Below are 13,826 nucleotides of genomic sequence, written 5' to 3'. Positions count from 1 at the left end.
GGCTACCTCGCCGACGTCCTCACCAGGATCGTCAACGGCCACCCCAACAGCCAGATCGACGATCTCCTGCCGTGGGCCTACATCCGGGCTCCCGCGCTCAGGGCTGTGGCCTGAGGACACCGCTTACGGTGAAGCTCATCAGTGACGTGAAGAAGGCCAATGTCGACTGGACCGGCGTCACCACGATCATCGGCTTCATCGCGCTCGCTTTCTGGCTGCGCCATATCACCGGCATGGGGTGAGAAAATAGGGAATAGGAATAGGGGTTGCATCGTTCGGATGCGCATGGTGCCGTTTCACCACTGCCTACTGCCTACTGCCACAAAAAATCTCCTGATCCTGTCGAACCTTTCGCTGCCCAACGCCGACTGATCCTCAGAGGCGAATGGTCGCCTCGATCAGAGATCCAGGAGATCATCATGTTCAAGCGCAATTTCGTTTCCGGCCTCCTCGCCATCGTCGTTGCAACCGGCGCGCTCGCCAGCACCGTTCAGTCTTCGTCGGCTCATGGCATGCATCGCCATCATCATTACGACGACTACCTCTACTACCAGGATTACCCGGACTACCCGGATTACTGGTGGGTCTATGGCCACCATCACCATCACCATCATCATCGCCACCACATCATCATCTACTGAGCGCAGTCTCGCGGCGTGATTGAAGACACCAGTGCAGGAAAGGGCGGCTTCGGCCGCCCTTTTGCATGGATACGGCGCCTCCTGTCGCCGCCACGGGCGATGACGCGATTGGCGCAATGTGCCGAAGCGCACGGGTCTCGATGATCAACGCCGGCGAGGGCCGCCGCCTTTTCAGGCAGCGGATTCCTGCTTGTTCGAAAAAAATCAAAACCCCGTCGAACCTTTTTCAATGCCGCTGCGACAGATGATCAAGAGGCGGATGGATCGCCTCGGTCAACGAAGCAAGGAGATCGTCATGTTCAAGCGCACACTCGTTTCCGGCCTCATCGCCACCACCGTCGCCGCCGCCGCTTTGGTCGGCACCGTCCAGCCCTCGGCGGCTCACTCGCATCACCACGACCTCGGCATCGGCATCGGCATCGCCGCCGGCGTCGGCGGTTTCGTCCTCGGCAGCCTGCTTGCCCAGCAGCAGCCGCGCACTGTCTATGTCGACGAAGATGGCGGTTCCTGGCACGTCCGCCGCTGCTTCGAGCGCTACGCGAGCTACGATCCGGATTCCGACACCTATATCGGCCATGATGGCTACAGCCACTATTGCCGGCTCTGAGGGGAGGCAGACGACAGGAAAGTGGACCAACGACAGGAAAGAGGGGTTACTAGGCAGCCCCTCTTCGTCGTTTGAACACCGTCCTTCTAGAGGTGCGTCTTCGTGTCGGTGTCGAGGGTCGGCAAACCGGCCGCGCGGCAGGAGCCGCTAATTTGAAGCCGGGCTGCCTCCGTCTCGTCGCCTATCGCCACCAGTTCAAAGCTGCTTGCGGCTTCCGGATAGACCTTGGCGATGAATGGCTTGTCGCCATGGACGCCCGACGAGGCCTTGGCGCTGACGGTGCCGCAGATCACAATCTCCCGGCGGCCGTTCAGCGTTCGCTCGCCGGCGAGCATCGTCCCGAACTTGGCGGAGGCCGGATCCGGCAGGTGTTGGCGGACACCGGACGTGATGATCTCCTCCAGCGCCAGCGAGATCGGAATGGGATTGACGCGTTGGTCGCCGGCATCGGGTCGAGGTGCCGCCGCCACGCACCCGTAAAGTGAAGTCACAAGCAAAAGCTGAACCGGTTTCCTCATTCGCGCCCTTTCGCATGCATCCAGGCGCCACGGCAAGACGGTCAAATCCCATGCGGCCGGCGGTATACAGCGATTTTCGGAGCGTCTAGTCTATCCCGGTGCCAACTGAGGGGAGGGTGGCTTGGACGAGCAGGACCCGAAAGAAGACCTGATCGAAACGGTTTTCCGCAACGGCACGGTCACCACTGTCGGCATCCTGCTGGCATTTTCGTTGGGCTTCATAACCCATTGGGCCGCCAACCCGATCCCGTGGCAGACCTACCACCTTGTCGCCGTTTTGCCGATCCTGGCCGGCATCGCCTTGCAGATGCGGGCACTGTCGCTGCTGCTCGACACAAGATCCCTGCAGCGGCGGGTCTATGAGCGCGCCAACCGCATCTTCATGGCCGGCCTCGTCTTCACCGCCTGCGGCGTCGGCATGGCGATCCTGCTCGATTTCTTCGACATAGCGGCCAAAAGCGCGCTGCCCGGCGCGGGTTGATCAGCCGGCTTGCACGCCGCCGATCATCCGCGTCACTTGGGTTGCCGCATTGCGCACCAACGGTCCGATCTCGGCCAGCCGCTCCGGCGTCACCCGCACGGTCGGCCCCGACACCGAAACCCCGCCGATCGGTTCGCCATACTCGTTGAAGATGGCGGCGGCGACGCAACGCATGCCGGGGTGGCGCTCCTCGTCGTCGACCGACCAACCGCGATGCTTGATAACAGCCAGATCGTGGGCGAGGGCGGAGATGTCGGACAGGGTCTTGTCCGTATAGCGCTGCAGGCCCGCCTTGCGCAGGATGGTGCCGACGCGCTCCGGTTCGAGATGCGCCAGCACCGCCTTGCCGATGCCGGAAGCATGGAAGGGGCTGCGCGTGCCGGGCCGGAAGAAGGCGCGGATCGCCTGATGCGTCTCGACCTGGCTGACGAAGACCACGCAGTCATCTTCGGCGACGCCGAGATTGGCGGTCTCGCCGGTATTCTCCATCAATTCCTGCATGACGATGCGGGCGCGGTCGACCAGCTTGCGGCGGCGCAGGAACGCCGCGCCCATGCGGTAGGTCTCGACACCGATCGACCAAAGCTGGTCTGACGTATCGAACTCGACCATGCCGTGGTTTTCGAGTGTCGTCAGCATGCGGTAGGCGGTGGAGGCGGCGAGCCCGCTTTGCGCCGATAGCTCGCTCAGCGACAGGCCGCTGCCTTCCGCGACAATGGCCAGGATACGCAAGGCCCGGTCGAGCGATTGCACCGAGGAAGCTTCGGCTGGACCGTTGAAGGAGCGCGGGCGCCCGCGCTGACGTTTTTCGCTGGTTTCCATGGTCGGCATTCTCGGCCGTTTCTGCCAAGATGCAATGAAAAAGTTTTTCATGAAATTCTAGGCGCAAATCCTGGAAAAGAAAAAAGTGAACAAAATCAGTTGGTAGAAGCTGTTTTCTAGAAATGAAAAAATATTCTGGAAAAATTGAAAAATTACCCGCCCGGTGACATCCTTAGCCATCCAACAATCATCTCGTGGAGGCTGGAAATGGCCAGGATGCGCGCTGTCGATGCCGCTGTTCTCGTTCTCGAAAAGGAAGGCATTTCCTGCGCCTTCGGCGTGCCGGGCGCGGCGATCAATCCGCTGTATTCAGCGATGAAGGCGAGGGGCACCATCCGCCATGTCCTTGCCCGTCACGTCGAGGGCGCCTCGCATATGGCCGAAGGCTATACCCGCGCCAAGGCGGGCAATATCGGTCTTTGTATCGGCACTTCGGGGCCGGCCGGCACCGACATGATCACCGGGCTCTATTCGGCCGCGGCCGATTCCATTCCGATCCTGTGCATCACCGGACAGGCGCCGCGCGCGCGCCTCAACAAGGAGGATTTCCAGGCCGTCGACATCGCCGCCATCGCTGCGCCCGTCGCCAAATGGGCGGTGACGGTGATGGAGCCCTATCTGGTGCCGATGGCGCTGCAGAAGGCGTTCCACTTGATGCGCTCGTCGCGCCCAGGTCCGGTGCTGATCGACCTGCCGGTCGACGTCCAACTGGCCGAGATCGAGTTCGACATCGATGCCTATGAGCCGCTGGCGCCGTTCAAGCCGGCGATGACCCGCGCCCAGGCTGAAAAGGCGCTGGCGATGCTCAATGGGGCTGAGAAGCCGCTGATCGTCGCCGGCGGCGGCATCATCAATGCCGACGCGTCCGACCTGTTGATCGAATTTGCCGAGATTGCGGGCGTTCCGGTCATCCCGACGCTGATGGGCTGGGGCGCCATTCCCGACGACCACCGGCTGATGGCCGGCATGTGTGGACTGCAGACCTCGCACCGTTACGGTAATGCGACGATGCTGGAAGCCGACTTCGTCTTCGGCATCGGCAACCGCTGGGCCAACCGCCACACCGGCTCGGTGGACGTCTATACCAGGGGAAAAAAATTCATCCATGTCGACATCGAGCCAACGCAGATCGGCCGTGTCTTCGCGCCGGATCTCGGCGTTGTCTCGGATGCGGGTGCGGCGCTGAAGATCCTGCTCGACGTCGCCACCGAGTGGAAGACGGCGGGCAAGCTGCGCGACTGGTCGGGCTGGGCCAAGGAATGCCAGGACCGCAAGAAGACCATGAAACGCAAGACCCATTTCGACCAGGTGCCGCTGAAGCCGCAGCGTGTCTACGAGGAGATGAACAAGGCGTTTGGCCGCGACGTCACCTATGTCACCACGATCGGCCTGTCACAGATTGCCGGCGCGCAGTTCCTGCATGTCTACAAGCCGCGTAACTGGATCAATTGCGGCCAGGCCGGCCCGCTCGGCTGGACCCTGCCGGCAGCACTCGGCGTGCGCGCCGCCGATCCCGACCGCACCATCGTGGCGCTGTCGGGCGACTATGATTTCCAGTTCATGATCGAGGAACTGGCCGTCGGCGCGCAGCACAAGCTGCCCTACATCCATGTCGTCGTGAACAACGCCTATCTTGGCCTGATCCGCCAGGCGCAGCGCGGCTTCTCGATGGACTATGAGGTGAGCCTGGCCTTCGAGAACATCAACCGGACTGACGATCCGGAGGCCGGCTACGGCGTCGACCATGTCGCCGTCGCCGAGGCGATGGGCTGCAAGGCGGTCAGGGTGCGCAAGCCGGAGGAATTCGCCGACGCCTTCAAGCAAGCGGAGCGGTTGATGAAGGAACACCAGGTTCCAGTCGTGCTCGAATTCATTCTCGAACGCGTCACCAACATCTCGATGGGCACCGAGATCGACAAGATCACCGAATTCGAGGACCTTGCCGAACGTCAGGAAGACGCGCCGACCGCGATCGTGATGCTCGACTGATTTTGTTTGAGCATCGGATTGCCCCAAAACTGGTTTCCACTTTTGGGTCCGATACTCCAGGGAGAAAAAGAATGCCGCGTTTTTCAGCCAATCTGTCGATGCTCTTTGGCGAGGACGATTTCCTCGACCGCTTCGATGCCGCCGCCCGCGCCGGCTTCAAGGGTGTCGAATATATCGGCCCTTATGATCATGCGCCCGAGGTGGTCGCCGCCCGCCTGAAAAAGAACGGCCTGACCCAAGTGCTGTTCAACCTGCCTGCGGGCGACTGGGCCAAGGGCGAGCGCGGCATCGCCGTGCTGCCGGACCGCGTGCCGGAGTTCCGCCAGGGCATCGCCAAGGCGATCGCCTATGCGCAGGCGCTGGATTGCAAGCAGGTCAACTGCCTGGCCGGCATTGCGCCGCAGGGCATTGCACGGGACACGCTTGAAAATGTCTTCGCCGAAAACCTTGCCTTCGCGGCGGAGAAACTGGAGCAGGCCGGCATCAAGTTGCTGATCGAACCGATCAACACGCGCGATATCGAGGGTTTCTTCCTCAATTATTCCGACCAGGCGCTAGCGCTGATCGACCGCATCGGCTCCAAGAACCTGTTCCTGCAATACGACATCTACCACATGCAGATCATGGAGGGGGATCTCGCCCGTACCATCGAAGCGAACCTTCACCGCATCGCGCATATCCAGCTTGCGGACAATCCCGGCCGTCACGAGCCGGGGACGGGCGAGATCAATTTTCCTTTCCTCTACGAACACATCGACCGGATTGGTTATTCCGGCTGGGTGGGTGCGGAATACAAGCCAAAGGCGGGTACGGACGCCGGGCTGGGCTGGTTTCGGGAATTAGCCGGGCAGGGCAGCGCGGCGGCTTAGCCGTCGGGAACTACCAACGTCGGCGCTGCCCCTCACCCTTGCCCTCTCCCCGTGAAGAACGGGGAGAGGGGATCGCCAGCGTCGGAGCGCTTCCCTTCTCCCCGTCACTATACGGGGAGAAGGTGCCGGCAGGCGGATGAGGGGCAGCGCCAGCCTTTCGACGAAGTCGAACGAGATATTCAGGAGAACCACAATGGAAACCATAGGCTTCATCGGCCTCGGCATCATGGGCGCGCCGATGGCGGGGCACCTGCTCGATGCCGGCTATAGGGTCATCGCCAGTGACCATCGCTCGAAGCCACCAGCCGATCTTGCCGCCAAGGGGCTGAAGACTGTCACCGGCCATGCCGCCGTGGCCAAGGCGGCCGACATCATCATCACCATGGTTCCCGACACACCGCAGGTGGCCGACGTTCTGTTCGGCGACAACGGCGTTGCCGTTGGCCTCTCCGAAGGCAAGCTCGTCATCGACATGAGCTCGATCTCGCCGATCGAGACCAAGGAATTCGCAAAAAAGATCAACGAGCTCGGCTGCGACTATCTCGATGCGCCGGTTTCGGGCGGCGAAGTCGGCGCCAAGGCCGCATCCCTCACCATCATGGTCGGCGGCGACGAAAAGACCTTCGAGCGCGCGAAACCCGTGTTCGAGAAAATGGGCAAGAACATCACTTTGGTCGGGCCGAATGGCGTCGGACAGACGACCAAGGTCGCCAATCAGATCGTCGTCGCGCTGACCATTGAAGCCGTCGCCGAAGCGCTTGTTTTTGCATCGAAAGCCGGCGCAGACCCGGCCAAGGTCAGGCAAGCGCTGATGGGCGGGCTGGCAGCGTCGCGCATTCTCGAAGTGCATGGCGAGCGCATGGTCAAGCGCACTTTCGCGCCGGGCTTCCGCATCGAACTGCACCAGAAGGATCTCAACCTGGCGCTGGAGGGTGCGAAGGCGCTCGGCGTGTCGCTGCCCAATACATCGACCACCCAGCAGTTGTTCAACTCCTGCGCCGCTAATGGCGGGGCGAAGGAGGATCACTCGGCGCTGGTCAGGGCGCTGGAGCGGATGGCCAATTTCGAGGTCGGCGGCGAGGCGGCTGAAGTGAAGGGCAAAGCGGCATAGGCGGGAGAGGGCGGCACAATGTTCCCAGGCCGCCAGCTCTTGTCCTACACAAGAACGGGTTCCAGCGCTGTCGCTGGAACCCGTTTCTCGTTTCGAGATGTTTTGGCAGGCGGCTTGCCGCGGCTCAGCCGCGCTTCAGAAATGCCCGCGCCGCATAAAGGCTCACCGCCGCGGCGTTCGACACGTTGAGCGAGCGGATGGCGCCGGGCATGTCGAGGCGGGCCAGTGTCGTCACCGTCTCGCGCGTCTTCTGGCGTAGGCCCTTGCCCTCGGCGCCGAGTACCAGTGCTATCCTGTCGCCGGCAAAGCTGGTTTCGAGTTCCGCCTGCCCGTCCGAATCGAGCCCGATGGTCTGGAAGCCGGCCTCGTGCAGTTGGCCGAGCGCGTCGGCGAGGTTCTTCACCTCGATCTGGTCGATATGCTCCAGCGCGCCGGAGGCGGATTTCGCCAGCACGCCCGATTCTTGCGGGCTATGGCGCGCCGTGGTGATCAGCGCGCCGGCGCCGAAGGCGACCGCCGAACGCAGGATGGCGCCGACATTGTGCGGATCGGTGACCTGGTCGAGCACCAGCACCAGCCTGGTGTCGCCAAGCGCGTCGAGGCGCTTGGGCTTCAGCGGCTCGGCCTCTATCAGCACGCCCTGATGCACGGCGTCCGACCCGGTGACCTTGTCGATGTCCCTGGGTTCGACCAGTTCCGCCTTGAAGGGCAGGGCGGCAAGATCACCGATCTCGAGCCGTTCGGCGGCATTGCGTGTCACCAGCATTTTTTTGATCCGGCGGCGCGGATTGTCGAGGGCGGCTCGCACAGTGTGCAGGCCATAAAGGCGCACCAGGCCATCCCCGGCGCTTTCGCCCGGTGGTACGGGTTGGCGAGGCCTGAACGCCGGCGCGCCGCCGCTTTTCTCGTCGCGAAAGGCGCGGCGGAGCTTGGCGTAGTGGGTGTCTTTCGGGGTGTTGGAATTGTTGCTCATGGCCGGCTTCTATAGCCGTCTCCTCCCGCCAAGGATATGCCCTGTCGCCGCAGCCGGCGAACAACATCGAAAAACCCTTCCTGCGCGGTTGACACCCACTGGCCTTGCCGCCATAAGGCGCTTCGCTGATTTCGGAGAAGACAACTCGGGTCCGGATCGGCGTGAATGGCTCCGGCGGCAGACTGGAGAGGTGCCCGAGTGGTTAAAGGGGACGGACTGTAAATCCGTTAGCTTAGCTTACGTTGGTTCGAATCCAACCCTCTCCACCACTGCCGGCCCGGAAACCCTGAAACGTGAAAAACATCGGATCGAAAAGGTGCATCGCGCTTTTCGGGTCAATCCGGCACCCCGGGTGCCGATCACGTTGTCGTCTGGATGATCAATGTCAGCGTGCCATCACCATCGATGTTGGCCGCCACGACCTGTGAAGAGTTGAGCCCGTTCGCCCTCAGCGCCGTTGTTGCCTGAGGCGATGCGTCGATGGAGTTCTGCAGCCGCAGCAGATCTTCCGCACTTGTCTGGGTAATCACGGCTTCCGCCTGCGCTTTGATTTCCGCGGGCAGATCCTCGACGGCGACAATGGCAACACCGGTGAAATTCTGGTCGGCAGCCCCTTGCTCGGGCAGCGGTATCTGGTCCGGCTCGGGCTCCAAGGGTGTCGTCTGAGGAACGGGTGTCAGCAGAGGAACCTGCGGGCTGATGGCTTGCCCATGGAGGGGCTGCGTGACGACCACTCCGGAAAGCACGGCAACTATCATCAACATCCGCATCGTCGTTCCCTGCTTTTTTCGAAACGTCGAGGACAACCCTTGTGCCGGGCGATGGTTCCGTACCACGGCAGCCGCTGCGCAATTTCAGTCGCCCGCTTGCCGCTGGAGCGGCTGGTTTGGAATCGTGCCTCCCTACGAAATCGACAATTGGTTCCAAATGCGCGACCATTGGAAAATGGGACGCCAATTGGACGACAAACTCGATTGCAAGGCTTGCGGGACGATCCAGATGGACATTCCCGACGATGCCAAGGAGTCGACGCCAATTTATTGCAGCAATTGCGGTGCCTTCCTCGGCGAATGGGGTGAATTGCAGGACGATTTCTACCGCCAGGCTCACGGCACCGAAGCATTCGACCTGCGCGACGGGAACATTATCAAGAAGTAGGACGCGATAAACGCAACCTCCGGACTGCCCGCCGGGGTGCTAGGTCGCTATGGGAGACCGGCCCTCTATCAGCAGAGGCCCGCAGAGGTTCATAGATGCGCGCCTTTCAGTGACCGCTGTCAGCGCATTTAGGATCCGGTCAGTCGCGTTCGGTGGCGCCGAATTCTTCCGGTTTCGCGCCTTGTCGAAGCACAGCCGCGCGATAATTTCCTTGAAGGCGTGGGCGCTTCTCCCTTCACGACAGGAGTTGACCATGAAACACCAGACACTCGACCAACTGCAGGCCGTCGCCAGGATTGAATCCTCGGCGCCACATTCGGAAATGACCCGAGAAGAGCGGATCGCGCGATGGGCCGAACTTCTCGATCAGAATCCCGAGCGATGCCTTGGCGCGTTTAGAGGGACCGAACATCTGCATCCGGAGGTACGCGCCATGGCACGCGGCGAAGGGTCGGCGATCGCTGTTGCCTTCGAAGACCCGGTGCTGCGCGCGTCGGGTCTAAGGGATGACACTTATGGCGAGGCCAAGCGCTTCTTCGAACTGAATGACTGGCAACTGCACGACATCGTTTGCGATTGTCACGTAGGCGCCACCATGAAAGCGGGGTGGGCCGCCGCTCGGGTCCGCGCGACAATTGGCGGCAACAGGTTTCTTGCCTGGTTGAGGCAAAGGATCATGTTCTGATGCGTGCCGGGCGGCTCAGGTGAGGACCGTCATCTGTTCGCGACCGCACGGTGCGACCCACCTGATCCGTCTTGTCGATCAGTCCCTGTGTTCGTGGCATAGCCGAACGGCTGCACGTTACTCCTTCTGCGTCCCGCCGGCGACGGCGGCGGCAGACGGGCACTGTGCGTCCTACAGACGGTTGGTCCTGGACGCTGTCGGGCACTTCCAACACGTGAGGCCTCACAAGAGGTTTCGCGGCTGTTGATGTGCTTTCTCAACAGTTTCGGCAGCTGATAATCGCTGCTCAGCGGTTCCATTCGGCTTCAATCGCACAAGCTGGAACCTGATGCATCACCGCGCATTTCGTCTCCATTGGTGGATCGAAACGATAGCCAGGGAGAATTCGGATGCAAACTTCAGCCGCAACTTCAGGACACGACTTTCGCCAACTGACCATAGAACCGTTTGCCGGAACGGTGACGGTGCGATTTTCCGACGCCGTGGTCGCGGCCACGGAGCACGCGAAAGTTCTCAGGGAAGAGGGACAGGAGCCGACATTCTTTGTCCCTTTCGAGGACATCTATTTCGACCTTTTCGAAAAGACCAACACCACAAGCAGCTCACCGCTCAAGGGAACCGCGAGCTATTGGCGGGTCCATGCTGTCGGTAGCTCGGCCGACGACTTCATGTGGACATACGAGACGCCCGATACTGCAGCGCGGGCCATTGCAGGTCATGGCGCTTTCGATCCGCGAAAGGCGCGCATCGATGTCGACCCGATGGAGGACAAACAGCACACCCCCCATGTCATGGAATAGGATTATCTTCCATGTCGATGCCGGGCTTGGCATATGGTCCGTTGGGGCGCCGATGCATGCATGTCTGCGTGGATATGCAAAGGCTGTTTGCCGAGCCGTCGCAATGGGCGACCCCCTGGATCACCCGTGTCCTTCCTCGAATCGAGAGGCTGGTCGAAAGACGAGCGCCAGAGACCGTCTTCACGCGCTTCCTGCCCGCACAAAAGCCCGGGCAGGGCGTTGGCACATGGAAGCGCTATTATGAGCGCTGGGCCTCGATGGCGATCGAAAATATCGGGTCCGAAATGGTCGACTTGTTGCCGGCACTGGCCGCTTACTGCCCGCCGGCGGCCGTCATCGACAAGCACATATACTCGCCCTGGTTCGAAGGTCACCTCAGGGCCTTTCTGAACGAACGCGACATCGACACGCTGGTCATCACCGGCGGCGAAACCGACGTGTGCGTTCTGGCTACGGTGCTCGGAGCGATCGATTTCGGCTATCGCGTGGTTCTCGTTACGGACGCGCTGTGCAGTTCTTCCGATGCCACGCATGACGCGCTGTTGACCGTTTATCACCAACGGTTCGCACAGCAGGTGGAGACGGTCGAGATGGAGACGGTTCTCTCGAACTGGGTCTGACTTGCCGGTCGTCTGCCAGGCATTCGATGCCTACGACTTGCCTCCAGCCATCGGGCCTGGCCTGCAATGTCGATTGGGTCGCGAGAGCTTCTTGACCTTCGCAACCTTGTCGAATAGCTAGGGCGTGCGTGCGCGGGTATGGTGAAATGGTATCACATGAGCCTTCCAAGCTCTTGGTGCGGGTTCGATTCCCGCTACCCGCTCCAGATTTTCAGCTACACATCGGCAAGCCGAAACACTGCGCGGCAGGCGCGCAGCGCTTCAGGCATTGGCGTGCGCCGCGCTAGCCGTTGAACGCGGACGCGACCTGGTGCTGCTGCGGCACCTGGCCGTTCGGCGTCAGCTTGTCGACGATGCCGGGCAAGGCAGCCGATAGTTGCTTGAGCAGCTCCTGTTCGTCGAGCCCCGTCCGTTGGGCGATCTCGCGAATGACTTGCGGTCCGATCGCGTTGCCCAGCTCATTGGGGTTGATCGATTGGTTCTGCCCGGTGCCGACCCACGAGTCGGCGACATTGCCATGGCCGGCATTCTTGAGCTTGTCGAGCAGGCCGCCCAGTCCGCCGAGCAGGCCGCCGTCACCAGATGCGGTTCCGGCGGCAGTGGGATCGGCCGGCACGGGTGCTTGAGGCTGGTCCGGCTGTTCGGCGCTTCTGCCGCTCAGCATCTTTCCGACCAGCAGCGCACCGAGCGCGATCATCAGCGGTTTGGTGATGTTGCCGCCGGGAACGGCGTTGTCAAAAAGTCCCATAGTGGATCCTCCATCTGGCCAAGCCCTGCCCATCGTCAACAATGGCGCAATCGGGCGGAATTTCAAGCTGGCTTGTGGTTTTGACATTCATATGAAAATGTCGGGTTGGCGGGGGATGGAGAGGAAAAAAATGGGTATCATCAGCTGGATCATTCTCGGCGTCATCGCCGGCTTCATCGGCAGCAAGATCGTCAACAAGACCGGTCAGGGCATGATCATGGATATCGTGCTCGGCATTGTCGGTGCCATTGTCGGCGGCCTGATCTTCAGTGCCTTCGGTGCTTCGGGCGTCACCGGCCTCAACATCTACAGCTTGATCGTCGCGGTCGTGGGTGCCGTCGTGGTGTTGTGGGCCTATCATCAGTTCTCGGGCAAGCGGACCATCTAGGCGTCGGCAGACTACCAGCTCTGCCGAATCCCGAATTGCGATAATCCGCCGTCGGTGCTGCCTGCGCTCACGGCATCGGAAGCCATATGCCGGCGTGCCGCCGCGGATCAGGCGACCACGGCCAGCCGACGCTTGCGCTGGTCCAGCGACACGATGGTCAGCCCGCTGCAGACGACCAGCAGGATGCCGCAGACCGCCAGTGCATTGGGGAATTGCCCAAACACCAGCAGGCCGGAAATGACGGCCCAGACCGTGAAGCAGTAGTAGAACGGCGCTACCGCTCCGGTCGGCCCGACGCGGTAGGCCATGAAGATGAAGAAGTGGCCGAAGATCAGGAAGAAACCGGCTCCCGCCATCAGCAGCAGGTGATGCGCCTCCGGCGCCACCCAGCGCTCGGAAACCAGATGCGCGGTGCCGGCGCCGATCAGGACCACGACGACCGCCGAGATCGCCACGATCATTCCTGGCACTTCGGCGGTGATCTTGCGGCCGGCCAGATCGCGGGCGGCGGCGAATGTCGCGTTGCCGAGCGCCAGCAAGGCGTAGACCGAAATGCCTTGCATGGTCGGCTGCGCCACCATCAGCGCGCCGATGAAGCCGAGCCCGATCAGCGCCATGCGTTGGCCGCCGATACGCTCGCCAAACAGGATCGAGGATCCGACCAGCATCAGGAGCGGCGTGATCTGCCCCAGCGCGGTGGAATCGGCGATCTGCATGTTGGCGAGCGCGACGACGTAACAGAGGATCGCCGCCAACTCGAGCAGGTTCCTTCCCAGCACTCGCTTGTCGAAGATCAGAGGGACTTGCTTGCCGTAGCCGAGCGCAAACAACAGCGGAAAGCCCCACAGCGTTGCCGCGGCACCACGCAGGAAGAGCACTTCGTAGGACGGCAAGCCGGCAGTGGCGAGCTTCATCATCGTGTCGTTGACCAGATACGACCCGGTCGAGACGATCATGAACAGCGGGCCGCGAATGGCAGTCGGGATGAAATGCATCTGCGCAGGAAATCAGACGCGGATCGCTGCCGCAATGGGCCATGGACCGCCGACAAACCCGACAGTGACGGATGTAGAAGCCGCACGAATCCCCGTGTTGCTCCGTCGGCCTTCGCCCATTCCATTTTCAACGTCGCGTCCCTATATCCGTGTCATATCCCCGCAATCGGATCATGGGTTCTGGCCGAGTGAGATGGCGCCTGGGCAAAAGACGCTTGTGTTTTTTGGCCTTTCTCGCTAATCGCCCCGCATTCGACTGAACTGAAGGTCCAGGCCGTCCAAGGAAAGAGACTATGGCAAAAGGTAAATTCGAGCGCACTAAGCCTCATGTGAACATCGGCACGATTGGTCACGTCGATCACGGCAAGACGTCGCTGACGGCTGCGATCACCAAGTATTTTGGCGAATACAAGCGCTATGA

At 61.6% G+C, this 13,826-nt stretch carries 19 protein-coding genes and 2 tRNA genes; 15 read left to right on the top strand and 6 right to left on the bottom strand.

All coding sequences use genetic code 11. The annotated features are described in order from the left end of the window. The 3 genes from EN824_RS08340 to EN824_RS08330 form a co-directional block, all read left to right on the top strand. Window positions 1-114, top strand: a 114-nt coding sequence (locus tag EN824_RS08340; RefSeq protein ID WP_135932099.1) for a transposase domain-containing protein, incomplete at its 5' end; no start/stop codon positions are given. A 305-nt stretch (window positions 115-419) separates the two neighbouring features. Continuing rightward, window positions 420-641: a hypothetical protein gene (locus tag EN824_RS08335; protein WP_135932098.1), complete on the top strand. Its 222-nt coding sequence runs from the start codon at window positions 420-422 to the stop codon at window positions 639-641. 295 nt (window positions 642-936) lie between these two features. Continuing rightward, the gene (locus EN824_RS08330) at window positions 937-1,248 is read left to right on the top strand and encodes a BA14K family protein (RefSeq protein ID WP_135932097.1); all 312 of its coding nucleotides are present in this window, start codon (window positions 937-939) and stop codon (window positions 1,246-1,248) included. A gap of 86 nt (window positions 1,249-1,334) precedes the next feature. Here the strand turns inward: EN824_RS08330 and EN824_RS08325 are convergent, their stop codons facing one another. Next, window positions 1,335-1,766: a hypothetical protein gene (locus EN824_RS08325; RefSeq protein ID WP_135932096.1), complete on the bottom strand. Its 432-nt coding sequence runs from the start codon at window positions 1,764-1,766 to the stop codon at window positions 1,335-1,337. A gap of 121 nt (window positions 1,767-1,887) precedes the next feature. Between EN824_RS08325 and EN824_RS08320 the strand changes: the two genes are divergently transcribed. Then, a complete protein-coding gene (locus EN824_RS08320) occupies window positions 1,888-2,247 on the top strand; it encodes a hypothetical protein (protein WP_135932095.1) in 360 nt (119 codons plus the stop codon). On the opposite strand, the gene bhcR is transcribed toward EN824_RS08320, so the two are convergent. Next, window positions 2,248-3,069: an HTH-type transcriptional regulator BhcR gene (gene bhcR / locus EN824_RS08315; RefSeq protein ID WP_135932094.1), complete on the bottom strand. Its 822-nt coding sequence runs from the start codon at window positions 3,067-3,069 to the stop codon at window positions 2,248-2,250. 207 nt (window positions 3,070-3,276) lie between these two features. Between bhcR and gcl the strand changes: the two genes are divergently transcribed. The 3 genes from gcl (at window position 3,277) to EN824_RS08295 (ending at window position 7,038) form a co-directional block, all read left to right on the top strand. Further along, a complete protein-coding gene (gene gcl / locus EN824_RS08310; RefSeq protein ID WP_135932093.1) occupies window positions 3,277-5,058 on the top strand; it encodes a glyoxylate carboligase in 1,782 nt (593 codons plus the stop codon). A gap of 71 nt (window positions 5,059-5,129) precedes the next feature. Beyond that, window positions 5,130-5,927 carry a hydroxypyruvate isomerase gene (hyi, locus tag EN824_RS08305; RefSeq protein WP_135932092.1) on the top strand — a complete coding sequence of 266 codons (798 nt, stop codon included), beginning with the start codon at window positions 5,130-5,132 and terminating at the stop codon, window positions 5,925-5,927. 136 nt (window positions 5,928-6,063) lie between these two features. Further along, entirely contained in the window at window positions 6,064-7,038 is a 975-nt protein-coding gene (locus tag EN824_RS08295; protein WP_127280218.1) for a 2-hydroxy-3-oxopropionate reductase, read from the top strand. Between the two features lie 124 nt (window positions 7,039-7,162). Here EN824_RS08295 and EN824_RS08290 read toward each other — a convergent pair whose 3' ends face one another. After that, entirely contained in the window at window positions 7,163-8,011 is an 849-nt protein-coding gene (locus EN824_RS08290; protein WP_135880280.1) for an RNA methyltransferase, read from the bottom strand. A gap of 184 nt (window positions 8,012-8,195) precedes the next feature. On the opposite strand from EN824_RS08290, the gene EN824_RS08285 reads away from it, so the two are divergent. Further along, window positions 8,196-8,280: transfer RNA gene (locus EN824_RS08285), tRNA-Tyr, on the top strand. A gap of 90 nt (window positions 8,281-8,370) precedes the next feature. On the opposite strand, the gene EN824_RS08280 is transcribed toward EN824_RS08285, so the two are convergent. Beyond that, a complete protein-coding gene (locus tag EN824_RS08280; RefSeq protein ID WP_245512036.1) occupies window positions 8,371-8,664 on the bottom strand; it encodes a hypothetical protein in 294 nt (97 codons plus the stop codon). Window positions 8,665-8,734: 70 nt separating this feature from the next. On the opposite strand from EN824_RS08280, the gene EN824_RS35140 reads away from it, so the two are divergent. The 5 genes from EN824_RS35140 (at window position 8,735) to EN824_RS08255 (ending at window position 11,480) form a co-directional block, all read left to right on the top strand. Then, on the top strand, window positions 8,735-9,169 hold the full coding sequence (locus tag EN824_RS35140) for a hypothetical protein (RefSeq protein WP_189522142.1): 435 nt from the start codon (window positions 8,735-8,737) through the stop codon (window positions 9,167-9,169). A gap of 253 nt (window positions 9,170-9,422) precedes the next feature. Then, window positions 9,423-9,854, top strand: coding sequence for a hypothetical protein (locus EN824_RS08270; protein ID WP_127869715.1), 432 nt, complete (start codon window positions 9,423-9,425; stop codon window positions 9,852-9,854). A gap of 389 nt (window positions 9,855-10,243) precedes the next feature. Beyond that, window positions 10,244-10,654: a DUF427 domain-containing protein gene (locus tag EN824_RS08265; RefSeq protein WP_135918640.1), complete on the top strand. Its 411-nt coding sequence runs from the start codon at window positions 10,244-10,246 to the stop codon at window positions 10,652-10,654. Between the two features lie 11 nt (window positions 10,655-10,665). Next, the gene (locus EN824_RS08260) at window positions 10,666-11,274 is read left to right on the top strand and encodes an isochorismatase family cysteine hydrolase (RefSeq protein ID WP_135918639.1); all 609 of its coding nucleotides are present in this window, start codon (window positions 10,666-10,668) and stop codon (window positions 11,272-11,274) included. A 132-nt stretch (window positions 11,275-11,406) separates the two neighbouring features. After that, window positions 11,407-11,480: transfer RNA gene (locus EN824_RS08255), tRNA-Gly, on the top strand. 77 nt (window positions 11,481-11,557) lie between these two features. Here EN824_RS08255 and EN824_RS08250 read toward each other — a convergent pair. After that, window positions 11,558-12,022: a YidB family protein gene (locus EN824_RS08250; RefSeq protein ID WP_127869377.1), complete on the bottom strand. Its 465-nt coding sequence runs from the start codon at window positions 12,020-12,022 to the stop codon at window positions 11,558-11,560. A 130-nt stretch (window positions 12,023-12,152) separates the two neighbouring features. Between EN824_RS08250 and EN824_RS08245 the strand changes: the two genes are divergently transcribed. After that, window positions 12,153-12,410: a GlsB/YeaQ/YmgE family stress response membrane protein gene (locus tag EN824_RS08245; RefSeq protein ID WP_127279958.1), complete on the top strand. Its 258-nt coding sequence runs from the start codon at window positions 12,153-12,155 to the stop codon at window positions 12,408-12,410. Between the two features lie 107 nt (window positions 12,411-12,517). Here EN824_RS08245 and EN824_RS08240 read toward each other — a convergent pair whose 3' ends face one another. Next, window positions 12,518-13,405 (bottom strand): DMT family transporter, encoded by an 888-nt coding sequence (locus EN824_RS08240; RefSeq protein ID WP_127869376.1) that lies wholly within the window; start codon window positions 13,403-13,405, stop codon window positions 12,518-12,520. 293 nt (window positions 13,406-13,698) lie between these two features. Here EN824_RS08240 and EN824_RS08235 point away from each other — a divergent pair. After that, window positions 13,699-13,826, top strand: a 128-nt coding sequence (locus EN824_RS08235; RefSeq protein ID WP_244571411.1) for a GTP-binding protein, incomplete at its 3' end; no start/stop codon positions are given.

Origin of the sequence: Mesorhizobium sp. M8A.F.Ca.ET.181.01.1.1 (genome assembly GCF_004792025.1) — a bacterium.
GTDB lineage: Bacteria > Pseudomonadota > Alphaproteobacteria > Rhizobiales > Rhizobiaceae > Mesorhizobium.
Note: the sequence above shows the minus strand (reverse complement) of the source record. Positions and strands in the feature narration are given on the sequence as shown.